This is a genomic window from Cohnella nanjingensis, assembly GCF_014212125.1.
Lineage (GTDB): Bacteria > Bacillota > Bacilli > Paenibacillales > Paenibacillaceae > Cohnella > Cohnella nanjingensis.
In genome coordinates, this window is the sequence record NZ_JACJVP010000006.1 from 250,906 (window position 1) to 275,370 (window position 24,465).

17 protein-coding genes and 2 riboswitches are annotated in these 24,465 nt (G+C 61.6%); of the genes, 2 read left to right on the forward strand and 15 right to left on the reverse strand.

Annotated features, from left to right (window positions below; translation table 11 throughout):
• Positions 1–11: 11 nt before the first annotated feature.
• Complete coding sequence (locus H7C19_RS05610) at positions 12–1,334, reverse strand: sugar ABC transporter substrate-binding protein (RefSeq protein ID WP_313731399.1); 1,323 nt, start codon at positions 1,332–1,334, stop codon at positions 12–14.
• A 450-nt stretch (positions 1,335–1,784) separates the two neighbouring features.
• On the opposite strand from H7C19_RS05610, the gene H7C19_RS05615 reads away from it, so the two are divergent.
• The gene (locus H7C19_RS05615; protein ID WP_185141586.1) at positions 1,785–2,825 is read left to right on the forward strand and encodes a LacI family DNA-binding transcriptional regulator; all 1,041 of its coding nucleotides are present in this window, start codon (positions 1,785–1,787) and stop codon (positions 2,823–2,825) included.
• A complete protein-coding gene (locus H7C19_RS05620; RefSeq protein ID WP_185141587.1) occupies positions 2,822–4,822 on the forward strand; it encodes a glycoside hydrolase family 15 protein in 2,001 nt (666 codons plus the stop codon). Before H7C19_RS05615 ends, H7C19_RS05620 begins: the two co-directional genes overlap by 4 nt.
• A gap of 620 nt (positions 4,823–5,442) precedes the next feature.
• Here the strand turns inward: H7C19_RS05620 and H7C19_RS05625 are convergent.
• From H7C19_RS05625 to H7C19_RS05690, 14 genes are all read right to left on the reverse strand, one after another.
• Positions 5,443–6,264, reverse strand: coding sequence for an alpha/beta hydrolase family protein (locus H7C19_RS05625; RefSeq protein WP_185141588.1), 822 nt, complete (start codon positions 6,262–6,264; stop codon positions 5,443–5,445).
• Positions 6,265–6,947: 683 nt separating this feature from the next.
• Positions 6,948–8,207 (reverse strand): phosphoribosylamine--glycine ligase, encoded by a 1,260-nt coding sequence (purD, locus tag H7C19_RS05630; RefSeq protein WP_185141589.1) that lies wholly within the window; start codon positions 8,205–8,207, stop codon positions 6,948–6,950.
• A gap of 514 nt (positions 8,208–8,721) precedes the next feature.
• A complete protein-coding gene (gene purH / locus H7C19_RS05635) occupies positions 8,722–10,269 on the reverse strand; it encodes a bifunctional phosphoribosylaminoimidazolecarboxamide formyltransferase/IMP cyclohydrolase (protein ID WP_185141590.1) in 1,548 nt (515 codons plus the stop codon).
• A 32-nt stretch (positions 10,270–10,301) separates the two neighbouring features.
• Complete coding sequence (gene purN / locus H7C19_RS05640) at positions 10,302–10,919, reverse strand: phosphoribosylglycinamide formyltransferase (RefSeq protein WP_185141591.1); 618 nt, start codon at positions 10,917–10,919, stop codon at positions 10,302–10,304.
• The gene (gene purM, locus H7C19_RS05645; RefSeq protein WP_185141592.1) at positions 10,919–11,962 is read right to left on the reverse strand and encodes a phosphoribosylformylglycinamidine cyclo-ligase; all 1,044 of its coding nucleotides are present in this window, start codon (positions 11,960–11,962) and stop codon (positions 10,919–10,921) included. Before purM ends, purN begins: the two co-directional genes overlap by 1 nt.
• Before the next feature lie 634 nt (positions 11,963–12,596).
• Positions 12,597–14,141, reverse strand: a complete 1,545-nt coding sequence (gene purF / locus H7C19_RS05650; RefSeq protein ID WP_185141593.1) for an amidophosphoribosyltransferase — start codon at positions 14,139–14,141, stop codon at positions 12,597–12,599.
• Positions 14,126–16,369 (reverse strand): phosphoribosylformylglycinamidine synthase subunit PurL, encoded by a 2,244-nt coding sequence (purL, locus tag H7C19_RS05655; RefSeq protein ID WP_185141594.1) that lies wholly within the window; start codon positions 16,367–16,369, stop codon positions 14,126–14,128. Before purL ends, purF begins: the two co-directional genes overlap by 16 nt.
• Positions 16,347–17,039: a phosphoribosylformylglycinamidine synthase subunit PurQ gene (gene purQ / locus H7C19_RS05660; RefSeq protein WP_185141595.1), complete on the reverse strand. Its 693-nt coding sequence runs from the start codon at positions 17,037–17,039 to the stop codon at positions 16,347–16,349. Before purQ ends, purL begins: the two co-directional genes overlap by 23 nt.
• 6 nt (positions 17,040–17,045) lie before the next feature.
• Positions 17,046–17,288: a phosphoribosylformylglycinamidine synthase subunit PurS gene (purS, locus tag H7C19_RS05665; RefSeq protein WP_185141596.1), complete on the reverse strand. Its 243-nt coding sequence runs from the start codon at positions 17,286–17,288 to the stop codon at positions 17,046–17,048.
• Positions 17,289–17,351: 63 nt separating this feature from the next.
• The gene (locus tag H7C19_RS05670) at positions 17,352–18,245 is read right to left on the reverse strand and encodes a phosphoribosylaminoimidazolesuccinocarboxamide synthase (protein WP_185141597.1); all 894 of its coding nucleotides are present in this window, start codon (positions 18,243–18,245) and stop codon (positions 17,352–17,354) included.
• Positions 18,246–18,341: 96 nt separating this feature from the next.
• Positions 18,342–19,643 (reverse strand): adenylosuccinate lyase, encoded by a 1,302-nt coding sequence (gene purB, locus H7C19_RS05675; RefSeq protein WP_185141598.1) that lies wholly within the window; start codon positions 19,641–19,643, stop codon positions 18,342–18,344.
• A gap of 6 nt (positions 19,644–19,649) precedes the next feature.
• Complete coding sequence (purK, locus tag H7C19_RS05680; protein WP_185141599.1) at positions 19,650–20,948, reverse strand: 5-(carboxyamino)imidazole ribonucleotide synthase; 1,299 nt, start codon at positions 20,946–20,948, stop codon at positions 19,650–19,652.
• Positions 20,945–21,430 (reverse strand): 5-(carboxyamino)imidazole ribonucleotide mutase, encoded by a 486-nt coding sequence (purE, locus tag H7C19_RS05685; RefSeq protein ID WP_185141600.1) that lies wholly within the window; start codon positions 21,428–21,430, stop codon positions 20,945–20,947. Before purE ends, purK begins: the two co-directional genes overlap by 4 nt.
• Positions 21,431–21,729: 299 nt before the next feature.
• Positions 21,730–21,831: riboswitch (purine riboswitch) on the reverse strand.
• Positions 21,832–22,147: 316 nt separating this feature from the next.
• Positions 22,148–23,539: an NCS2 family permease gene (locus tag H7C19_RS05690; RefSeq protein WP_185141601.1), complete on the reverse strand. Its 1,392-nt coding sequence runs from the start codon at positions 23,537–23,539 to the stop codon at positions 22,148–22,150.
• A 232-nt stretch (positions 23,540–23,771) separates the two neighbouring features.
• A riboswitch (purine riboswitch) is annotated at positions 23,772–23,872 on the reverse strand.
• Positions 23,873–24,465: the final 593 nt, after the last annotated feature.

Here is a 24,465-nt window from a genome sequence, read left to right on the forward strand (position 1 = left end):
ACCCAGTAATTTTACTTGACTGCTTTGTTCGCTTCCTGGATTTGCTTCACAGCGTTATCCAGCGCCGCTTTCGGATCCGTTCCCTTATCCCAGATGTCGGCCATCGCCGCTTGGCCGGGACCCCATACGTTGCCCATCTCCGGAATGGCCGGCATCGGATAGGAGTTTTTGAACTGTTCGAGGATGCCGACGATCAGCGGGTCGGACGTGACGGTCGAATCCGATGCCGCTTCGTTGTTGGAAGGCAGGAAGCCCAATTCCTTGAAGTCGGCCAGTTGATTCTCTTTCGTCGACGCGAAGTGCGCGAACAAGCGGCCTGCGTTCGGGTATTTCGAGAAGGCGTTGACCGCGTAGCCTTTGACGCCGGAGAACGAGACGTTCGGCTTCCCGTCGATCGTCGGCAGCGGCGCGATCCCGAAGTTGACGCCGGCTTTCTTCAGATCCGCGATCGCCCATGGCCCGTTGATATCCAGCGCCAGCTTATTGCTTGTGAACAAGCCTTTCTTGACGTCGAACGTCGCGTCGCCGGACTTCATCGGCAGGATGGACTTCAGTTGTTTATAGACCGTTGCGCCTTTGACCGCGCCTTCGTTGTTCAGGCCGATGTCGGCCGCGTCGGAGCCGTTTTGGCCGAATACATAACCGCCTGGAGTCGCCAGGAAGGAGTATGCATAGTAGAAGTTGCTAATTTCCCACATCAAGGCGTATTTCTGATTTTTCGTATCGTTGAACGTTTTCGCGAATTCGATGATCTCGTCATACGACTTCGGAGGATTCGGAATCAGGTCTTTGTTGTAGAACAGCGCGTACGTCTCGACGGAGCGAGGATAGCCGTAGAGCTCATCTTTGAACGTAAACGCCTTGACGGACGCTTCGGAGTTCTCCGTCTTCGTATCGTCGGCGAAGTAGTCGTTCGGCAGCAGTAAGCCTGCGGCCACCGCTTTGCCGAGATTGTCGTGCGGGAAGATGACGACGTCCGCGCCGACGCCGGCAGGTCCGTCGTTCATCAGCTTGTTGATTTGGTCCGGTTCGTTGACCTCTTCGACCTTGACCGGTATGCCGTATTTGTCGGTGAATGCCTTCGCGATCGTTTCCATGCGGGGACGGAACTCCTTGGACTCCCATACGATGAGGGAAGCGCCGTCTTCCGGTTTCAGTTCGTCATCGGCGGATGCCGAGGCGGTCGCCGAAGCCGAAGCGGACGGGCTCGCTGCGCTGGCGGAGGGAGACGCGTTGTCTCCGCCGCTATTGCTGCCGTTGCCGCCGCAAGCGGCCAGGGCTGCGGCCATCAGCGACAGCGCGCTAATCATGGACAATGTTTTCTTGGTATTCACTTTCATGTCCCCTCTCTAATCGTGTACATGCGTGATCATCGCTTACATGCTTCAAGCATTCGTTCGACGATTTGCGCAAACGTTTGAACAAGCGCGAGCTCCCAGGGTAGGTTTTGACGTTCAAACGTTGATTTCGAAAATGGAAGCGCTTCACGTCTCGCTCCTATACTATACACCATTTATTTCGTTTGTTAAAACGTTTGCACAAACGGAATATGGAAAAGAAGACTTACATAGCTTTGAATTACGCCGATTTTCGATCGATTGCTCACGTTTTCGCTCATACAGCGTTTTCGCTTCTACTATTAGAATTAGGGGATCCCTCATGCAAAATGTCGCGAACGAGATGCAACGCATGCACAAAGCGCCGGTTTACAATCCCTTTTGGTTCATGTAACATGAAGGCATACCAGGGTAGTTCAAACGGTTGCACAAGCTGTGGAGGTCTATATGGCAGTCACGATCAAAGACGTCGCCAAAAAGGCGGGCGTCTCTCCTTCTACCGTATCCCGCGTCTTGTCGAACCATCCCCGGATCAGCCGGGAGACGACGCGCAAAGTCAAAGCCATCATGGAAGAGATGGGCTATCATTCGAATATGATGGCTCGCAGTCTCGTCTCCAACAAGACGTATACGCTCGGTATGATTCTGCCCCGACCGGCGGAAGAATTATTCCAAAACCACTTTTTCGCGGAAAATATACGAGGGATTACGACCCAGGCCTCGCGCAACGGATACGACATTCTGATGACGACCGGCCATTCCGAGCAAGAAGAATTGGCAGCGGTTACCCGGCTCGTCAAGGGCAAACGGGTCGACGGCGTCATCCTGCTGCAGTCCCGGCGCAACGACCCGATCATCGCATTCCTGAAAAACGAAGATTTCCCGTTCATCCTCATCGGACACTACGCCCAGGACGAAGACATCCTGTGCGTCGACAACGACAACGTCCAAGCCGCCTACGACGCGACGCAGCATCTGATCGCCCAAGGTCACGATCGCATCGGCTTCGTGAGCGGGCCGCCGAACCTGACGGTCTCCGTGGACCGCTTGGACGGATACCGGCGCGCGCTGGCCGATCACGGCCTGCCGATGCAGCCCGAATGGATCGTGGAAGGCGAGTTCCTGCAGGAGAGCGGCTACCGGGCGATGTCCTTCTTCATGAATCTGCCGGAGCGGCCGACCGCGCTCGTCGTCATCGACGACCTGGTCACCTTCGGCATCCTGCGGGGCCTGACGGAGCTCGGATTCCGCGTGCCGGACGACCTGAGCCTCGTCAGCTTCAACAACATCTCGCTGACCGAGCTGTCTACGCCTCCGCTGAGCAGCATCGACATCGGCATTTATCAGCTCGGGTATATGGCTTCGCAGCTGTTGATCCGGCAAATTCAAGGCGACAAGCCGCAGCAGAGCCGCACCATCGTGCCGCATCGCTTGATCGTGCGGGAGTCGTCCTTGAACCTTCATCGAAACGGAGCTGAACGCAAGTGACTTCCTATCTGGAGAACAAGCCTTACCTCGTCGACGCCGTCATCGGCAACGGCCGCTTCCTCGCTTCGGCGCTGGACACGGGCCGTATCGTGCGCATCTGGTGGCCGCACGTCGACATCCCGCAGCATGCGGATACGCTGCGCGCCGGCCTGCGCCTCGCGGGCGAAGGCAACCGCACCTCTTGGTTCGACGGCAAGGAAGACGGCTGGCAGCATCGTTCCGGCTATCGGCCGCAGTCGAACGTCTTCGCCGTCGAGGCGTCTTCCGACCGGCTGCCGCTCCAGGTCTCGTCGGCCTATTATGCCGTACCGGGCGAAGACGTTCTGGTGTTCGACCATGTCATCACGAACGCCGGCGCGACGCCGGCTTCCTTCTCGTTCGTCTTCTATTCCGCGATGCGGACGGCCGAGAGCCCGTATTACCATACGACGCAGTTCAACGAAGGCGCGGACGCGATCGTCCACTTCCGCCACCGCTATTATTTTTCGGCCTCTAGTGCAAACGTATGCACAAAATTCCAGTCCGGTTTTGCGTGGGAGAACGCCCAGACGGGCGAACTGAACGGCGACGGGATCCAGATGGCGACCGACGGCGCGATGGAGTGGACGTTCGCGGACGTCGCGCCTGGCGCGAGCGTTCGCGTTCCCGTTTATCTGACGGCAGGACATCGTCTGGAGGAGGCGCTCGGCGCGCTGGCCAAAGCCAAGGCGACGAGTCCCGACGTCTGGCTGGCGCAGACCGACCGCTACTGGGCGGACCATGTGGCCGCCGCGAACGCTTGCCCGATCGACCAGCCTGATCTGAAGGACCTGTACGAGCGCTCGGTGCTTATGATGAAGCTCATGTCGGACGAGGCGACGGGCAGCATCATCGCCGCGCCGGAGTTCGACGAGCGCTTCTCCCGATGCGGCGGCTATGCATACTGCTGGGGACGGGACGCGGCGTTCATCACGACCGCGCTCGACAAGGCGGGGCTCACGGACATGTCCACCCGCTTCTATGAATGGACGCTGACCGCGCAGGACCCGGACGGCTCCTGGCAGCAGCGCCATTACCACGACGGCTCGCTCGCGCCTTCGTGGGGTCTGCAGATCGACGAAGGCGCTTCGATCCTCTGGGGGATGTACCAGCATTACCTGGCATTGTCCCAAGACGCGCAAGCGCCCTTCCTGGGCTCCGTCTGGGAAGCCGTCCGAAAGGGCGCCGAGTATCTGCTGAGCTATAGGGACCCGGACAACGGATTGCCGCTCGCGAGCCGCGATCTGTGGGAAGAACGGGAAGGCCAGCACACCTATTCGTCCGCGGCCGTCTATGCCGGCATGACTGCGGCGGCGAGCTTCTCCGTCCTGGCCGGAGAGCCTGCGCTGGCCGAGCGGCTGCGCCAAGCGGCGGACCGCATCGCCGAAGCGATCAAGACGCTGTGCTGGAACGAACAAGGCGGCGTCTTCTACCGGGGCGTGAACCTGACGGTGACGCCCGAAGCCTATGCCCGTGCCGCCGAGCAAGGTCTGGCGGTCTCTCAGCTCGCTCGATCCAAAGGCTATGTCCGCCATCGTCTCGCGCACGATCCGATCGTCGACGTCAGCCTGCTCGGCTGCGCGGTCCCGTTCGCGGTCGTGCCGCCTGATCACGATCAGGCGCTGCGCACGGCCGAAGCCGTCGAGCGCGCGCTGACCGTGCCCGGCGTGGGCGGCATCAAGCGCTACGAGAACGACGCCTACATCGGCGGCAACCCGTGGATCTTGACGACGCTCTGGCTCGCGCAGTACCGCGCCGCCAACCGCCAGCTCGACGAGGCGCGCCGTCTGCTCGACTGGGCCGTCCGGCACCGCACGCCGTCCGGCCTGCTGCCGGAGCAGGTGGACCGTGAGACGGGCGCCGCCGCCTGGGTCGTGCCGCTCACCTGGTCGCACGCGATGTTCATTCTAACGGTGCATATGGTCGCTGAACTCGAAGCATCGGCGGGCACGTCCGCGGAAGCCTCCGCGACGCGCTAAGCAGTGGGCTCAGCTACGGCAAAAATGCTCAATGAGACGTACTGAGTACGTCACTTGGGCACGGCTGAGGCGAAAATGCTCAAAGAGACGTGCTGAATACGTCACATGGGCTCAGTTGCGGCGAAGATGCTCAATGAGACGTACTGAGTACGTCACTTGGGCACGGCTGAGGCGAAGATGCTCAAAGAGACGTACTGAGTACGTCACTTGGGCTCAGCTGCGGCGAAGATGCTCAAAGAGACGTACTGAGTACGTCACTTGGGCACGGCTGAGGTGAAACGCTCAAAGAGACGTACTGAGTACGTCACATGGGCACGGCTGAGGCGAAAATGCTCAAAGAGACGTGCTGAATACGTCACATGGGCTCAACTGCGGCGAAGATGCTCAAAGAGACGTACTGAGTACGTCACATGGGCTCAGCTGCGGCGAAGATGCTTAATGAGACGTACTGAGTTCGTCACTTGGGCTCAGCTGTGGCGAAGATGCTCAAAGAGACGTGCTGAGTACGTCACTTGGGCTCGGACGAGGCGAAGATCAGCTCAAGTTCAGCCTTCCGGGACTTCTTCTGCGCATCCCGTGTCCGCAGAGACTTGCATCTCCCTCCTGCGCTTGCGGGCGATTCAGATGCTCCAGTGCTGCCAATCTCTCTGACGCTGTTCGAAGCCGCCCAGCCAGTCTGCGGTCGCTTTGAACAGCTCTTTTTTATGCTCGCCTTGGGAGTAGGTGTGGTCCGCCTGGAAGACGATCGCCTTCTCGCAGCGGCCCTCCCCGCGCAGCCAGAACGTCTTCTCCAGCAGGAACGTGTAGTCCACCGGAATCGTCTCGTCGCCCGTGCCGTGTACGAGGAAGACGTCGCCGGGGAACTTCTGCGTCTCCTGGAACGGCTGATGCTTCATGAGCGCGTCGAAGAATGCCGGCGTGATCGCATACCCCAAGTAATCCGAGGAGCCGCGCGTCACCGCTTCGTCGTACGTCTTCCTGCCCACGATCCGCAGAATGTCGTTGAACGGATAGCCGACCGGCGACCACAGCGCCAGCGACTTCACGCGGCGATCCCGCACGCCGGTCAGGAGGGCTACCGCCCCGCCCAGGCTATGGCCGAGCAGCGTCACGCGCATCGGATCGACGATATCGAGGCCCAGCGCGTAATCCAGCACGGCCCGCGTCTGCTCGATCATCGAGTCCAGCCCATGTTCGCCGTAGACGCCTTCGCTCTCCCCGCATCCGGCGAAGTCGAAGCGGATGACCAGGTTGCCCTGGTTCGCGAATTCGCGGGCGGCCAGCACGAACAGCCGGTCGACGCCGATCCGGTTGCCGACGAAGCCGTGATTGATGATGACGAGCGGCAGCTTGCGGTCTCCGCGGCACTCCTCCTTCGGGGGGTAGTGAATCGTGGCGGCCAGAGCCAGGCCTTCGTATTTGATCGTCAGCGAGCGTTCCATGACGCAGCCTCCTTCGCATTATTCCTCTAATTCCGATTAATTTACTATGTTTTAAATCCTATCACCGACGGATGGCGCTGTCAAGGGCTCCGGGGAAAATGGAAGCATTCGGGACACACTAGGAACATCCCATTCCAACGGAAGAAGGTGTAAGGATGGAAGCGTTCGTCTCCTGGCTGTCCCACCACGTCTTGACGACGATCCTAATTATCGGCACCATTTTCGCCGTCGCCTACGTCATCAAGAACCGCAAGAGCTTGTTCTACAAACAGTAACGGAGGGCATGCAGCGTGGCGTCGGATAACGGAGGGCGGTGTCTGATACCGGCAGCTTGCCTCCGGAAGCGTGCGCAGCGCCCGAACCGGCAGCTTGCCTCCGTGAAGCAGCCGGGAATATAGCGCCTTGCTTGCCTTGCTTGCTTGCTTGCTTGCTTGCCTGCCTTGCTTGCCATTGCTCGCCGTAGCGTAGTATAAGATGCAATGCCAGGGTTCATACGGCGCAGAGGACAGATGCATGACGGGAGCATTCCGCATTGTCCTTCCGGAGGCTGTGAGCAAGAAGATTCTCCTACGCCGAAACGAGCAAAGCCGCCGGACGCTCCCCCGCCAGGGTCGCGTCTCGACGGCTGTACATTCGTGTCTATTCGCTTCTCTCACTAGCTTTGCTTCGTTCGGCGTTCGGTTTTATACAAGCGCCTTCGCCGCGATATCGCTGCGGTTTTGCTTACCCTCGAACGTAATGCGTTCCGCGGCTTCATAGGCTTTCGCGCGCGCCTCGGCGATCCCCTCGCCGAGCCCGACGATCCCGAGCACGCGTCCGCCTGCGGTGACGATCTCGCCGTCCTTCTCCGCCGTGCCGGCGTGGAAGACCAGCGCGTCACCCGCTTGGTCCAAGCCCCGGATCGGCAGCCCCTTCGGATACGATCCGGGGTAGCCGCCGGAGGCCAGGATGACGCAGACCGCCGCTTCGTCGCTCCAGCCGATGTCGATCTCGTTCAGGCGGCCGTTCAACGAAGCCAGGAAAATGTCTACGAGATCCGTCTTCAGCCGCGGCAGGACGACCTGTGTCTCCGGATCGCCGAAACGCGCGTTGAACTCGATCGTCTTCGGGCCGTCGGCCGTAATCATGAGCCCGCCGAACAGGACGCCCCGGAACGGACGTCCTTCGGCGACCATCGCGCGGGCCGTCGGCTTCACGATGTTCTCCACCGCGTCCGCGATGATCGCGGGGTCGACGTGCGGCAGCGGCGAATAGGTGCCCATGCCGCCCGTATTCGGGCCCTTGTCGCCGTCGAAGGCCGGCTTGTGGTCTTGGGCGGCCGGCATCGCGCGGACCGTCTCGCCGTCCACGAACGCCAGGATGGACATCTCCTGTCCGGCGAGGAATTCCTCGATGACGACTTTGTCGCCGGCCGCGCCGAACGACTTGTCGACCATCGTCTCGCGGAGCGCCTGCTCCGCCTCTTCGCGCGTGAAGCAGACGGTCACTCCTTTGCCCGCCGCCAGCCCGTCCGCCTTGATGACGATCGGGAGCGGCTGCTCGGCGAGGTAGTCCCGCGCGGAAGCGTAGTCCGTGAACGTCTCGTACTTGGCCGTCGGGATGTTGTACTTCTTCAGCAGATTCTTCATGAAGATCTTGCTGCCCTCGATCTCGGCGGCGTTCTTCCGCGGTCCGTACACCGGCAACTTCGCCGCTTCGAATGCGTCGACCGCTCCGGCTGCCAGCGGATCGTCCGGCCCGACGACGACCAGGTTCACCGCGTTGTCCTGCGCGAACTGAACGAGCTTGTCGAACTCCATCTCTCCGATCGGCACGTTCTCGGCCAGCTGTCCGATCCCCGCGTTGCCCGGCGCGCAGAAGATGTGCTTCACCTTCTCGCTCTTCTTCAGCGCCCAGATGATCGCGTGCTCGCGCCCGCCCCGTCCGATTACCAGAATCCGCATGTTCCTTGTCCCCCTAATCGCATAAGTTCCCGTTCCTTGCTTCGAATGATGGCAGCGAGGTTGAATAACCCGATTATTTCGGGTTGCAGCCCACTTACCAACGCTCCGGCGGCACGCAACCCGATTATTTCGGGTTACAGCCCGCTAACCCGCGCTCCGGCGGCACGCAACCCGATTATTTCGGGTTACAGCCCACTTACCAACGCTCCGGCGACACGTAACCCGATTATTTCGGGTTACAGCCCGCTAACCCGCGCTCCGGCGACACGTAACCCGATTATTTCGGGTTACAGCCCGCTAACCCGCGCTCCGGCGGCACGCAACCCGATTATTTCGGGTTACAGCCCGCTAACCCGCGCTCCGGCGGCATGCAACCCGATTATTTCGGGTTACAGCCCGTCATGCTCCAAACCCTGCGCCGCTCCAAACGCGCCCGTGCAGAGAAAATAGCGTTACGCCGTAACGCTACCCCTCTCCCCGCAGCGTGTCATGCCCGCCGCGAGATCTACTATGATCAGTGCTTGAAGTGGCGCACGCCAGTGACGATCATCGCGATGCCGTACTTGTTGGCGACGGCAATCGACTCTTCGTCCTTAATCGAGCCGCCCGGCTGGATGACGGCCGTGATGCCGGCTTGCGCAGCCAGCTCCAGCGTATCGCCCATCGGGAAGAACGCGTCCGAAGCCAGCACCGCGCCCTTCGCCTTGCCGTCCGCTTGCTCGATCGCGATGCGCGCCGCGCCGACGCGGTTCATCTGCCCGGCGCCTACGCCGACCGTCTGATTGTCCGCGGCCAGCAGGATCGCGTTGGACTTCACGTGCTTCACGACTTTCCACGCGAATAGCAGCTGCTTCAGCTCTTCCGGCGTCGGCTGGCGCTCCGTGACGACCTTCGGGTCGGCCTCGCCGAGCGAGTGCACGTCGCTCTGTTGGACGAGCATGCCGCCCTCGACGCTCGTGACGAGCCATTCGGATTGGCGTTCCGCCGCCGAGGCGGTCTTGCCGGTCGCGAGCAGGCGGATATTCTTCTTGCGCTGCAGAATCTCCAGCGCTTCCGGCGTGAAGTCCGGCGCGAGGACGATCTCGAGGAAGATCTCGCTGAGCCGCTGCGCGGTCGGGGCTTCGATCGTCCGGTTGGCCGCGACGATGCCGCCGAAGATCGACGTCGGGTCGGATTCGTACGCCTTGACGTAAGCTTGGTCAATGTCGCTGCCGATGCCCACGCCGCACGGATTCATATGCTTCACCGCAACGACGGCCGGCTCGTCGAACTCTCCGACGATCGCGAGCGCCGCGTTCGCGTCGTTGATATTGTTGTAGGACAGCTCCTTGCCGTGCAGCTGCTTCGCCGTCGTGACGTTGGCGCCGGAAGCGATCGGCTTGCGGTAGAAGGCGGCCTGCTGGTGCGGATTCTCGCCGTAGCGCAGGTCCTGCACCTTCTCGTACGTGACGGTCAGGCTCTCCGGCAGCGGCTCGCCGAGCTGCTTCGCGAAGTATTCGGAGATCAGCGCGTCGTAGGCGGACGTGTGGCGGAACACTTTGGCCGCGAGGCGCTTGCGCGTCTCGAGCGTCGTGTCGCCGCCGGAGCGGACTTCCTCCAGTACCTGCGCATAGTCGCCCGCGTCGACGACGACAGTGACGAACGCATGGTTCTTCGCCGCGGAGCGCAGCATAGTCGGCCCGCCGATGTCGATGTTCTCGATGGCGTCCTCGTAGCTGACGTTCGGCTTCGACACCGTCTCCTTGAACGGATACAGGTTGACGACGACCAGGTCGATATAGTCGAGGCCCAGCTTCTCCATCGCTTCGCGGTGCTCCGCGCTGTCGCGGATGGCCAGCAGGCCGCTGTGAACGGCCGGATGCAGCGTCTTCACGCGTCCGTCCAGAATTTCCGGGAAGCCCGTTACGTCCGAGATGCCGATGACCGGCACGCCTTCCTTCTCCAGCAGCGCATGCGTTCCGCCCGTCGAGATGATCTGCACGCCTTGCTGCGCGAGCTCGCGGCAGAATGCCGTGATGCCCGTCTTGTCGGATACGCTGACCAGCGCTCTTCTGATCGCCATGATTCCCCAACACTCCTCTTCGCTATTGCTTGTTATCGTCTAACCGTTACGATCCGTCCGTCCAAAGCGACCCGTCCTTCGGCGATCCAGCGGACCGCCCGCGGCAGCAGCTCATGCTCGACCGCGTGCACCCGCGCCGCCAGCGTCTCCTCCGTATCGTCGTCCCGGATCTCCACCGCCCGCTGCGCGAGGATCGGTCCCGAATCCATACCGCCGTCCACATAGTGCACCGTCGCGCCTGTCAGCTTCACGCCGTATTCCAACGCCTGCCGAATCGCCCGGATTCCCGGAAACGCGGGCAGCAGCGCCGGGTGGATGTTGATCATCCGTCCGTAATACGGCTGAACCAGCACGTCCGTAATGAGCCGCATGTAGCCGGCCAGGACGATCAGCTCGATGCCTTCGTCCCGCAGCCGCGATACGATCTCCGCTTCGTAAGCTTCGCGGGACGCGTAGTCCCTCGGTTGGAACACGAAGGCGTCGATCCCGAAGGCGCGCGCCCGGCTAACCACAGGGGCAGAGGGCTTGTCGCATACGAGCAGCGCGATCTCCGCCCCGAGACGGCCGCCTTGGGCCGCCTCCGCCAGCGCTTGAAAGTTGCTCCCGCTGCCCGAAGCGAAGACCGCGATCCGCAAGGGTGTAGATGACATTAGAGCTCAACGCCCCCGAACGTGACGATGCGGCTGCCCGCGGTCACTCGACCGATGAGGTACGCCGCTTCGCCGTTCTCCTTCGCGAGGGCGATGGCTTGTTCGGCTTGCTCGGCCGGGACGACCAGCACCATGCCGATGCCCATATTGAACGTCGTATACATGTCGCGGTCGGAGATGTGGCCGTCCCGCTGCATGAGGCCGAATACCGGCTGCACCGGCCATGCGCCGCGCGCGATGTCGACGTTCACGCCTTCCGGCAACACGCGCGGAATGTTCTCGATGAAGCCGCCGCCGGTGATGTGGGCCATCCCCTTGATCTTGACGCTCTCCAGCAGCTTCAGGATCGACTTCACGTAGATACGGGTAGGCTCGATGAGCGCCTCGCCCAGCGTTTGTCCTTGCAGCTCCGGCAGCTTGTCGTCCAATCCGTAGCCTTGCTGTTCCAGCAGCAGACGGCGCACGAGGGAGAAGCCGTTGGAGTGGATGCCGCTCGAACCGAGGCCGATGACGGCGTCGCCCGCCGCGATCGTAGAGCCGTCGATCGCCTTCGGCTTGTCGACGATGCCTACGGTGAAGCCGGCGATATCATACTCGCCGTCCTGGTACATACCCGGCATCTCCGCCGTCTCGCCGCCGATCAGCGCGCAGCCGGCTTGCTCGCAGCCGTCGGCCACGCCTTTGACGATCGCTTCGATCTTCTCCGGCACCAGTTGGCCGCAGGCGAGGTAGTCCAGGAAAAAGAGCGGCTCCGCGCCCGTCACGACCACGTCGTTGACGCACATGGCGACCGCGTCGATGCCGATCGTGTCGTGCTTGTCCATCTGGAAAGCCAGCTTCAGCTTCGTGCCGACGCCGTCCGTGCCGGACACGAGCACCGGCTCCTCGTACTTGTCCTTGTTCAGGCCGAATAGCCCGCCGAATCCGCCGAGCCCGGTCAGCACCTCGGGACGGAACGTTCTCTTGACGTGCTTCTTCATCCGTTCGACCGCTTCGTTGCCTGCGGCAATGTCGACGCCTGCCTGTTTGTACGCTTCGGACACTGTGTAAGCCTCCCTGGAATATTCATTAGTCGGAGCGACTCTGCAAAAGTGCAGGTAAATCCCGCCTCGGACCGGTGGGAATCCGGCGGGAGTTAGCTGCATCTTTGCAGACGGTAATGCTGGATGCTTCGGATCAAGGCAGGCGCCCGGTTGGACGCCTTTCCGCTTCTCCGCGCAATACGTTGCAAACGTACTGCTTAAATCCCGCTAGATCGCGCTTCTACCGTATCTCTTCTTTGACGCCAGAACCTTACATACATCTTCTTTCTCGCTTGGGCGCGCATTCGTCACTCTGCATCGCTCACTCAAGCAGACAGATGTATCTTCATTCTCGCTAGGTCGCTCTCTCGCCGCGTTCATCTGACACATTACCGTTCATCCGCGCAATAAGTTGCATTCGTACATCTTATTTCTCGCAAAACGGCTCTTTCGCGGCTATAAGTTGCATTTGTACATCTTATTTTGCGAAAAACCGGCATTTCGGCTGAATTCCGCGAAATAAGTTGTACGTTTACAACAAAATCACGTTTCCCGTCGCAATGCGGTCCAATAAGATGTACTTTTGCAACTTTTGAGCGTGCTGTAACGCAAAATGGGCGATAGTCGGGGGCTTAACGCCCTCGCAAGCCGCGACTCAGTCGCAGCTGCACGACGTCGCTTTGGCGTGCTCGAACTCTACCCGCGTCGGGTAGTCGTTCGTGAAGCAGCCGAGGCACAACCCGCGGTCCTGCTCGCCGGCGTGGCCGCCGACCGCTTCGAGCAGCCCTTCCTTGCTCAGGAAGTAGAGCGAGTCCGCGTTGATCGCCTGGCGGATCTCCTCGACCGTCTTGCTCGAAGCGATGAGGTCGCGGCGGTCCGGCGTATCGATGCCGTAGTAGCAAGGGTTCGCGAAAGGCGGCGACGTGATCCGGACGTGCACCTCGAGCGCGCCAGCCTCCCGCAGCAGGTTGACGATGCGGAGCGAAGTCGTGCCGCGCACGATCGAGTCGTCGATCATGACGACGCGCTTGCCCTGCACCACCTTGCGGACGGCGGAGAGCTTCATCTTGACGCCCTTCTCGCGCAGCTCCTGCGACGGCTGAATGAACGTCCGGCCCGTGTATTTATTCTTGATGAGTCCAAGCTCGTAAGGAATGCCGGTCTGTTCGGCGTAGCCGATCGCGGCGGAGATGCTGGAATCGGGCACGCCCGTGACGATATCCGCGTCGACGAACGCTTCCTGCGCCAGCTGTTGACCCATCCGCTTGCGGGACATGTGCAGGTTCACGGCGTTAATGTCGCTGTCCGGCCGCGCGAAGTAGATATACTCCATCGCGCACACGGCACGGCGCTCCAGCTTGGCGTAGCGGTCCTCGCGCAGGCCGTTCTTGTCGAGCACGAGCAGCTCGCCCGGCTGGACGTCCCGCACGTACTCGGCGCCGATCGTCTCGAAGGCGCACGACTCGGAGGCGAAGATATACGCGTCGCCGAGGCGGCCGATGACCATCGGACGCAGGCCGTTCGGGTCGCACGCCGCGATGAGGCGGTCCTTGGTCATGATGAGGAACGCGAAGCCCCCGATGAGCCTGGAGAACGCGTCCTTGACCGCTTCGACGAGATCCTTCGGCGAGCGCGCGATCATGTGTGCGATGACCTCGGTGTCGCTCGTCGTCTGGAAGATCGAGCCTTGCTCCTCGAGCTCGCGCCGGATGATCGGCTCGTTGACGAGGTTGCCGTTCGTGCAGACGGCCAGATCGCCGTCGCGGTACTTGAACACGAGCGGCTGCGCGTTCGCCAGCTGGCTCGCGCCAGCCGTGGAGTAGCGGACGTGGCCGATCGCGTTCGTGCCCGTCAGCGACGCCAGCCTGTCGCGGTCGAATACTTCCTTCACGAGGCCCATCCCGCGGTGATAGTGGAACGCGCCCTCGTCGGACGTGCAGATGCCGCAGCTCTCCTCGCCCCGGTGCTGCAGCGCGTGCAGGCCGTAGTAGGCGAGCGAAGCGGCGTCGGGATGACCGAACACCCCGAAGACGCCGCATTCTTCCTTCAGCTTGTCAAAGATCTCTTCATGACCGTTGCCCTGATTATAGTAGTCTCCGGTCCAGAAACGCGCCTCGGCGGGCGCGAGGCCCTCCGTCTGCGTGCCGGGCAGCGCGGGGGCCGCGCCGGCGATGCTTCCGGATTTTACTGCATCCGGCATGGGATCGCTTCCTTCCATTCTTGGCGGAATTCGTTCACAGATGCTTCGATAGCCGTATGTCCGTTCACCGCGATCGCCAGTCGGTCGCCGCCGACCGTGCCGAGCTGCTGCGCGGGCACGCCTTGCTCCGACAGCCAAGCCGCGAGTTCTTCCGCATGCCGCGGTTTCGCCGACAGCAGAATCCGCGACTGCGATTCGCTGAACAGCGCAAGGTCCGGACGCAGGTTCGTCGCGAAGTCGATCTTGGCGCCCAGGCCGCGGCCGAAGGTCGCTTCGGCGACGGCGGCCGCGAGGCCGCCTTCCGACAGGTCGTGCGCGGAAGCGACGAGTCCTTGGCGGATCGCGCCGAGGACGGCGCCGTGCAGCGCCTTCTCCGTCGCCAGATCGATCTCCGGCGGGCGGCCTTCCGTCAAGCCGTGCACCGCGTATTGGAACTCGCTGCCGCCGATCTCCGCCTTCGTCTCGCCCAGCAGGAAGATGACGTCGCCTTCGGCTTTGAATTCTTGCGTCGTGATGTGATCGATATCGGCGATGAGGCCGACCATGCCGACGACCGGCGTCGGGTAGATGGCGCCCTTCGCGTTCTCATTGTACAGCGACACGTTGCCGCCGATGACCGGCGTCTCGAGGAAGCGGCAGGCTTCGGCCATGCCGTCGACGGATTTCTCCATCTGCCAGAATACTTCCGGCTTCTCCGGCGAACCGAAGTTCAGGTTGTCCGTGATCGCGAGCGGCTCGCCGCCGGAGCAGACGATGTTGCGCGCCGCTTCCGCGACCGCGATGCGTCCGCCGACTTCCGGATCCAGGTAGACGTACCGGCCGTTGCAGTCGGTCGTCATCGCCAGCGCTTTGCGCGTGCCGCGGATCGTGACGACGGCCGCGTCCGAACCCGGCACGACGGCCGTGGACGTGCGGACTTGGTAGTCGTATTGGCTGTACACCCACTCTTTGCTGGCGAGCGACGGAGAACCGAGCACTTTCTTCAAGGCGTCGTTCAGGTCGAGCGCTTGCTCGTAGCGGTTCGTATCGATGGAGCCGTTCTTCAGGTAATAGTCCGGCACCTTCGAAGGCTTGTCGTAGATCGGGCAGTCGTCGACGAGCGCCTTGACCGGCATGTCGGCGACTTCCTCGCCCTTGTGGAACAGGCGCAGGCGGCCGTCGTCGGTCACCTTGCCCACCTTCGCGCAGTGCAGGCCCCAACGCTCGAAGATCGCCTTCGCCTGGGCTTCGTGCTGCGGTTCGGTGACGAACAGCATGCGCTCCTGCGATTCGGACAGCATCATCTCGTACGCCGTCATGCCTTCCTCGCGCTGCGGCACCTCGTCGAGGTACAGCTCCATGCCGTTGCCGGCTTTGCTCGCCATCTCGGCGCTCGAGCACGTGAGACCCGCGGCGCCCATGTCCTGGATGCCCAGCACGATGCCGGAATCGATCAGCTCGAGCGTCGCTTCCATGACCAGCTTCTCCATGAACGGATCGCCGACTTGGACGGCGGAGCGCTTGGCTTCGGACTCGGCGGTCAAGTCCTCGGACGCGAACGTCGCGCCGTGGATGCCGTCGCGGCCGGTAGCCGGACCGACGTAGAAGACCGGGTTGCCGACGCCTTTGGCGACGCCGCGCTGGATCTTGTCGTGATCGATGAGGCCGACGCACATGGCGTTGACGAGCGGATTGCCTTCATACGCTTCGTCGAACATCACTTCGCCCGCGACGGTCGGGATGCCGATGCAGTTGCCGTAGCCGGCGATGCCGCTGACGACGTGCTCGAACAGGTAGCGCACGCGGTCGTTCTCGAGCCGGCCGAAGCGCAGCGAGTTCAGCAGCGCGATCGGACGGGAACCCATGGAGAAGATGTCGCGGATGATGCCGCCCACGCCCGTAGCCGCGCCTTGGTAAGGCTCGACGGCGGAGGGGTGGTTGTGCGACTCGATCTTGAACACGACGGCTTGCTTGTCGCCGATGTCCACGATTCCGGCGCCTTCGCCGGGGCCCATCAGGACGCGCGGGCCGGTCGTCGGGAAGCGGCGAAGCAGCGGCTTGGAGTTCTTGTACGCGCAATGCTCCGACCACATGACGCTGAACACGCCGATCTCGGTGTAGTTCGGCTGGCGGCCTAGGAAGTCGCAGATGAGCGCGTACTCGGAGTCGGACACGCCGAATTGCTTGTATATTTTCTGCTCGGCGATCTGTAGGGTTGTCGGTTCTTTAGCGGACACTTGCTGCGCCATTGCGTTCCCTCCAAGCGTTGAGTACTGACTTGAACATGCCGGCGCCGTCCGCCGAGCCGAGCAGCTCGCTGACCGCGCGCTCCGGATGCGGCATCATGCCGACGACGTTGCCTTCTTCGTTGCAGATGCCCGCGATGTCGTCTACGGAGCCGTTCGGATTGTCGCCCGCGTAGCGGAAGACGATCTGCTCGTTGGCCTGGAGCTTCGCCAGCGTCTCGTCGTCGCAGTAGAAGTTGCCTTCGCCGTGCGCGATCGGGATGCGGATGAGGTCGCCGTGCTCATAGCCGTTCGTGAACGCCGTCTTCGTGTTCTCGACCCGCAGGTCGACCGGATGGCAGCGGAACTTCAGGCTCTTGTTGCGGATGAGCGCCCCCGGGAGGAGACCCGCTTCGGTGAGGATCTGGAACCCGTTGCAGACGCCGAGGACGAACTTGCCCTGCTCCGCCGCCTTGCGGATCTCGCTCATGACCGGCGCGAATTGCGCGATCGCGCCGCAGCGGAGATAGTCCCCGTAGGAGAAGCCGCCCGGCACGAGAATCGCGTCATAGGCCGACAGGTCGGTAGCCGTATGCCACACATAATCGACGGGTTGTCCGACCGTGTCTTCGACCGCTTTCAGCATATCGATGTCGCAGTTGGAGCCCGGAAATACGATGACCGCGAATTTCATGAGGTCTCAGCCCTCCAGTTCGAAGCGATAGTCTTCGATGACGGTGTTCGCGAGCAGCTTCTCGCACATCGCCTTGATGCGCTCTTCCGCATGCGCGCGGTCGTTCGTGTCGAGGTCGAGCTCCATGTACTTGCCGATGCGCACCTTGCCGACTTCGTCGAAGCCCATCGTGTGCAGGGAGCCTTGGACGGCGTTTCCTTGCGGGTCGAGCACGTTCTCTTTGATCGTCACGTATACCGTTGCTTTCATGGGTGGGTTCTCCTCCTGATTGGGGAAAAGTTAAAGTGCTTCATCGTTAGCGGTCTAAAAGATCTAGGCTTCGCCGCCTTCGGTCAACCGGCGGTAGATGTCCCGGTAACGCTCGGTCGTCGCTTGGACGACGGCGTCCGGCAAGCGGGGCGGCGGGCTGTTCTTGTCCCAATCCGAACCCGACAGATAGCTGCGCACGGGCTCCTTGTCCATGCTGTCGATCTCGACGTCCAGCGCGTAGTTCTCCCGCGCCCAGAACCGCGAGGAATCCGGGGTGAACAGTTCGTCGATCAGGATGATCTCGTCATCGATAAGTCCGAACTCGAACTTGCAATCCGCGAGGATGATGCCTTTGCGCTCGCACGCCCGGCGGCCGTATTCGTATAAATGAAGGCTCTTGTCACGCAGCGCCTCGGCCAGCGGCAGGCCGACCCGGCGGGCCATCTCCCCGAACGGGATGTCCTCGTCGTGGCCGATGTCGTTCTTGCCGGCCGGCGTGAAGATCGGCTGTTCGAGCTTGCCGTTCTTGCGCAGGCCGTCCGGCAGCCGGATGCCGTTCACTTCGCCGCCTTGTTGGTACTGCCGCCAGCCGCCGCCCGTGATATACCCGCGGACGACGCATTCGATGTCGATGCGCTTCGCTTTCTTGGCGACCATGATCCGGCCGGCCAGCTTGCCCGGCTCGGCGACCAGATCGCCCAGCTTCTCCGCGTCCGTATGGACGACATGGTTCGGCTGGATCTCCCCGGTGAGCGAGAACCAGAAGGAGCTGAGGCCGTTCAGCACGCGCCCCTTGTCCGGCACGGCCGGATCGAGCACGTAGTCGAAGGCGGAGATGCGGTCGGTGACGACGATGAGCAAGTGTTCGCCGAGGTCGTAGAGCTCGCGCACTTTGCCTTTGTGGAGGAGCGGCGCTCGGACGAGCCCTTCGGCGGTGGATAACGCTTCGGTCGGCATGACAGCCTCCTATTAGGTAGGAATGAGAATCTCTTATTTGAAGTTAAACCGGCTTCGCCTTCCGCTTGAGGAAGGCGAACGCGCCTTTAACGGGGTTTACTCCGCGATCAAGCCGAGACGCTCGAAGATGGTATCGACGTGCTTGAGATGCCACGACGGATCGAACGCGTCGGCAATCTCTTCGGCCGTGAGCACTTCCGTAATCGCAGGCGTCGCGGCGACGATGTCGCGGAAGTCGCGCTGCTCCTCCCAGGCCTGCATCGCGCGCGGCTGCACGGTGTCGTAGGCCTGTTCGCGGCTGAAGCCCTTGTCGATCAGCTTCGTCATGATGCGGCCGGAGAACGGCACGTTGTACGTGCTGCGCATGTTGCGCTTCATGTTCTCCGGGAACACCGTCAAATTCTTCACGATGTTGCCGAACCGGTTCAGCATGTAGTTCAGCAGCATCGTCGCGTCCGGCAGGATGATGCGCTCGACCGACGAGTGGGAGATGTCGCGCTCGTGCCACAGCGATACGTTCTCGTACGCGGTGATCATGTGGCCGCGGATGACGCGGGACAGGCCGCTGATGTTCTCGCACCCGATCGGGTTGCGCTTGTGCGGCATCGCGGACGAGCCCTTCTGGCCCTTCGCGAACGGCTCTTCGACCTCGCGGAATTCGCTCTTCTGCAGCGCGCGGATCTCGGTGGCGAACTTGTCGAGCGACGAAGCGATCAAGGCCAGCGTCGCCATGTACTCGGCATGGCGGTCGCGCTGCAGCGTCTGCGTCGAGATCGGCGCCGCGGTGATGCCGAGCTTCCGGCAGACGAACTGCTCGACGAACGGATCGAGGTTGGCGTAGGTGCCGACGGCGCCGGACATCTTGCCGAACTGCACGTTGTCGGCGGCCCGCTTGAACCGCTCCAGGTTCCGCTTCATCTCTTCGTGCCACAGCGCCAGCTTCAGGCCGAACGTCGTCGGCTCCGCGTGCACGCCATGCGTACGGCCCATCATCGGAGTCGATCGATATTGAATCGCTTGCTTGCGAAGGATGTCGATGAAGTTCGCGATATCGCGCTCGAGAATCTCGTTGGCCTGCTTCAGCAGGTAGCCGAGCGCCGTATCGACGACGTCGGTGGAAGTCATGCCGTAGTGCACCCATTTGCGCTCCGCGCCCAGGCTCTCGGATACGGCGCGGGTGAAGGCGATGACGTCGTGGCGCGTCTCCTGCTCGATCTCGTAGATCCGGTCGATGTCGAACTTGGCGTTCTTGCGCAGTTCCACCGTATCTTCCTTCGGGATATGCCCGAGCTCGGCCCAAGCCTCGCATGCGCACAGTTCCACTTCCAGCCAGGCTTTGAATTTATTCTCCTCGGTCCAGATGGCCCGCATCTCGGGGCGGCTGTAACGTTCGATCATGACTCTTTAGACCCTCCAGATATTTGATTGGGCGATCCACGCCAGCGCCGCCTCTACGTTCGGGGCGAGCACGTTGACGTGACCCATCTTGCGCTTATGTTTGGCTTCCGCCTTGCCGTACAGATGCACCTTCGGCTCGACGCCCAGCCGCGCGGCCTCGGGGTCGGCCGTCCGCATCCAATCCAGCAGCGGAAGGACGTGCTCGCCGAGGACGTTGGCCATGACGACCGGCGTCAGCAGCCCCGGATCGCCGAGCGGCAGGTCGCAGATCGCGCGGATATGCTGCTCGAACTGCGACGTCTTGCTGGCCTCCATCGTATAGTGGCCGGAGTTGTGCGGCCGCGGCGCCAGCTCGTTCACGTACAGCGTCCCGTCCGTCGCGACGAACATCTCGACGGCGATCAGGCCGACGGCGCCGAGCGTCTCGGCGATCGACACCGCGAGCCGCTCCGCCTCCGCGCGAATCGTGTCGTCCACGCGCGCGGGCACGATCGATAAATGTAAAATATTGCGAACGTGCACGTTCTCCGCGGGCGGGAACGTTCGGATCTCGCCCGACGGCCGGCGTGCCGCGATGACCGAGATCTCCCGGTCGAAGACGATGAACTTCTCCAGGACGAGCGCGGTGCCCGCCTGCTCCGCTTCCGCCCACGCGGGCGCAAGATCGGCCTCCTCGCGGAGCACCCATTGGCCTTTGCCGTCGTAGCCGCCGGTCGCCGTCTTCAGGACGGCCGGCAGGCCGAGACGGGCCGCCGCTTCGCGAAGCCCCTCGAGGCTCGCGATCTCGGCGTAAGGCGCCACGCGCGCGCCCGCCGCCTCGATGGCGCGCTTCTCGCGCAGCCGGTGCTGCGTCGTGTGCAGCAAGTCGCTGCCTTGCGGCACGTAGGATTCGCTCGCCAACATCGCGGCGACGTCCGCGTCCACGTTCTCGAACTCGTACGTGATGACGTCCGACCGGCGCGCCAGCTCGCGCGCCGCCTTGCGGTCCGAGTAGCCGGCGACGATCTGGTCCGCCGTCTGGCCGCAAGGCGCGTCCGGCGTCGGGTCGAGCGTCACGAACTTGTACCCCATCCGGCCGCCCGCGTGCGCCAGCATCCGGCCGAGCTGTCCGCCCCCCAGGATGCCGATCGTCGCGCCGGGCAGGATCGTGCGCGCCGCCGCGCTGCCGCCGTCCTCCGCTTTAGGGGCAGCCGCTTGCCGCTCCCCCGGACCGCCGAAGCCCGCGCCGATCGGCCCGCAGACATCCCCTTCGCACGAGATGCCTTCGCCGTTCAAGAGCTGCTCCAGATCCCGATTCAGGCTCATGGCAGCTCACCGTTGTCGAGCACCTGCTGGGTCGTCCGCTCGCGGCGTTCCGCGACCCGCGCTTGCACCTCGGGATCGAACGCCCCGATGATCTGCGCGGCCAGCAGCCCCGCGTTGGTCGCGCCGGCCGGGCCGATCGCCACCGTGCCGACCGGGATGCCGCCCGGCATCTGCACGATCGAGAGCAGCGAATCCAGCCCGTTCAAGGTAGAGGACTTGACGGGCACGCCGATGACGGGCAGGACGGTCTTCGCCGCCACCATGCCCGGCAGATGGGCGGCCCCGCCCGCGCCGGCGATGATGACCTTCAGTCCCCGCCCGGCTGCGGATGCCGCATATTCGAACATGAGATCCGGCGTCCGATGCGCCGAGACGACCTTTTTCTCATACGGTACGTTCAATTCGTCCAGCACGTCGCACGCTTTCTTCATCGTTTCCCAATCCGACGTGCTCCCCATGATGACGCCGACCAATGCCGACATGATTCCACCCTTCCCGTTTTAACGAATGTAGTCCTTGAATTCGCCGGTCCGGCCTCGCCGTCTCCTCTGCGCGCGTCGCCATCCTATAGGGCGAGCCCGAGAGAACGGACGGACGGGCGAAACTCCTATTCTCTGAATGGCGTACAAAAAAAGGGCGACGGGTATATGTTGTCAGCATTCCCCATCTCGCCCGTCTTCTCTCGCGAGTCCCTATTCGCTTCAGCCTGCGGCCCGCCGGACGCCACATAGGCGCAATGCGCGGTCCGGTCCCGATTCGATCGGTCGCAGGCGGCATTCCACCTTGGGTCCCAGGAGCTCGTAGTCCGAAAATTTAGGGTTTTCGGGTAGAGACGATCGGGCCTTATTCCCGATGATATACGAGCGATTATCGTTTTTTTTCACGGTCTTAAGTTTACCGCAAACCTTACATGAATGTCAAACGAAAGGCGAACGCTTTTTCCTGATGAAAATACGAATGTTCGGATTCTGACACAATCGCTTCTGAATTCGGATTTCCCTCCCTCGTCTGCCTCCCATTCCGCCTAAGGCGGATTCCGAGGAGCAGCGGATAGTCCCGCCCCTATACATCGATCTTTTCCAAATAGATGAGAATGATAGATAAAACCCCGCCCTACCTCCCTCGGTCGGGAAGCAAAACGGGGTTGGATACACGGGGTTGAAGGTTCGCTCCGTTAACGGTCCGAGCTCGGCCTCAGATTAACCTGCGGAGCCGACGAAGATATAACGGGCGATGACGAGCACGAACAGAATCCACATGAGCCAGTGAATCTGATACTTCTTGCCGCCGAACAGGTTGGCTACCAGAGCCAGTACGACATAGGCGATGATGCCGAAGGAAATGCCGTTCGCGATGTTGTAGGTGAAAGGCATCATGGCGACCGTCAGGAACGCCGGAATGCCGATGACGAGATCGGAGAAGTCGATCTCCTTAACCGACTGCATCATCAATACGCCGACGATGATCAGCGCCGCGCTCGTGGCCGGGGTCGGCACGAGCAGCGCGATCGGCGCCAGGAACAGCGAGAGCAGGAACAGCACGCCCGTCGTCGAGGAGGTGAGGCCCGAACGGCCGCCTTCCGCGATGCCGGCGGAGCTCTCGACGTAAGCCGTCATCGTGCTGGTGCCGAGCATGGCGCCGCCGCTGACCGCGACCGCGTCGACGAACATCGCCTTGCCTACGCGTTTGTTGCCTTCTTCCTTGTTCTTGAAGAAGCCGGCGCGGTTGGCCGTACCGACCAGCGTGCCGAACGTATCGAACAGCTCGACGAACGTGAAGGTCGCGATCGCCGAGAGGAGACCGGTCGTCATCAGGTCCGCGAAGTCGAAGTCCCAGAAGTTCAGCTTGCCGAACTCCGGCACCCAACTGGCGGACTTGAGCGAGTCGAAGCTGACGACGTCGACGCCCGGAATCGCGCCGATGAGCGTGGTGATCAGAATCCCGAACAGGATGGCGCCCTTGACGCGCAGCACCATCAGGATGCCGATGATCAAGAGGCCGGCGATCGTGAGCCATACGGAAGGCTCCGCCAGGTCGCCCAGGTGCAGGATCGTCTCGTTGCTGTTCAAGTTGACATAGTTGCCGGCGGCATAGTCGTTGAACGGGCTCAGGGAGATCGTCAGCAGTCCGCTGTTCTTCAAGCCGATAATCGCGATGAACAAGCCGATGCCGACGGTGATCGCATGCTTCAGGCCGTCCGGAATCGCGACGAGCAGCATCTGGCGAACGCGGGTAACCGTCAAGATAATGAAGATGATACCGGAGATAAAGACAGCCGCGAGCGCCATCGAAGGCGTGATCGCATGGCCGGTCGCTTTGGAAGTGATAACGGTCGTGGCGAAGTAGGCGTTGAGGCCCATGCCCGGCGCGAGCGCGACGGGGAAGTTCACGAAGATCCCCATGGCCAGCGTGAAAATACCTGCGGCAAGCGCGGTCGCGAGGAAGATGCCGTACGTGTCCAGCCCGGATCCGCCAAGCACCAGCGGGTTGACCGCCAGTATGTACGCCATCGTCATAAACGTCGTGATCCCCGCCATGATCTCTGTGCGTACGTTTGTTCCCAGTTCTTTCAGCTTAAAGAAACGTTCCATCGTTTCAATAGCTCCTCCCTCATCTGGTGAGATTGATTGGATAAACCGTAACAAACCCGTAAAAACGAACGCGCTGTCCTCTATGAGGGCGAGACGTTTTTATCGGAGACGATTCGGATAAGGCTAACCGAAACTTAAACCTTCCGAACCGCTCAAAAAGCCTAGAAGAATTCTCTTCTAGGCTCCGCACAACCGCGAAAATCCATACGCCGGGAATCGCGAATCCCCTTGCGCATGCTTTTTCGCTTTCCGTAGATAGATCATTTGCGGTGACCTCGTAGAGACTTCCGGGCCGATCCCCGGAATTATACGAAAAGGAATATGCAGTTGTATATTATCCACAACTCATTCTAGGTATTTTGTAGGGATGTGTCAACGAAATTTTCGAATATTGTCGATCCAGACGATCCGAATGTTCGGGAAATTCCCGATAATAACGCTTACAATGATATACAGTCGCCCGACAGAGCATCATTATGCCCATTTTCAGGGGAAATGGGAGCGTTCGAATCGCAAGCGAAGGCATCGATAGGAAATTTGATGCATACAGCCAATGCCAAGCGCGGGCGGCTTCCCTCGTATGAACTGCAAAACGCCAAAAAACACGCATGACCTTACCAGGTCACAGGCTATAATGAAAATTGCGATAGGCTATAAAAGGATCGCACAGCGGCGAATCCGGCCTTTACGAGCTGCAACGATAAAATCTACATGGCCTATTTGATTTTTATTTGGTGGTTAGCGGACATTCTGACATTCTAAGCACCTATTGTTCCATCATCATAGATTTGTCGGACCTCCGGGCCTCCGGACCTCCGGACCTCCAAATCTCCAGACCTCCGGACCTCCGGATCCCCAGATCTCCGGATCACCAGACCACCAGACCTCCGGATCCCCAGATCTCCGGACCTCCGGACCTCCAACGC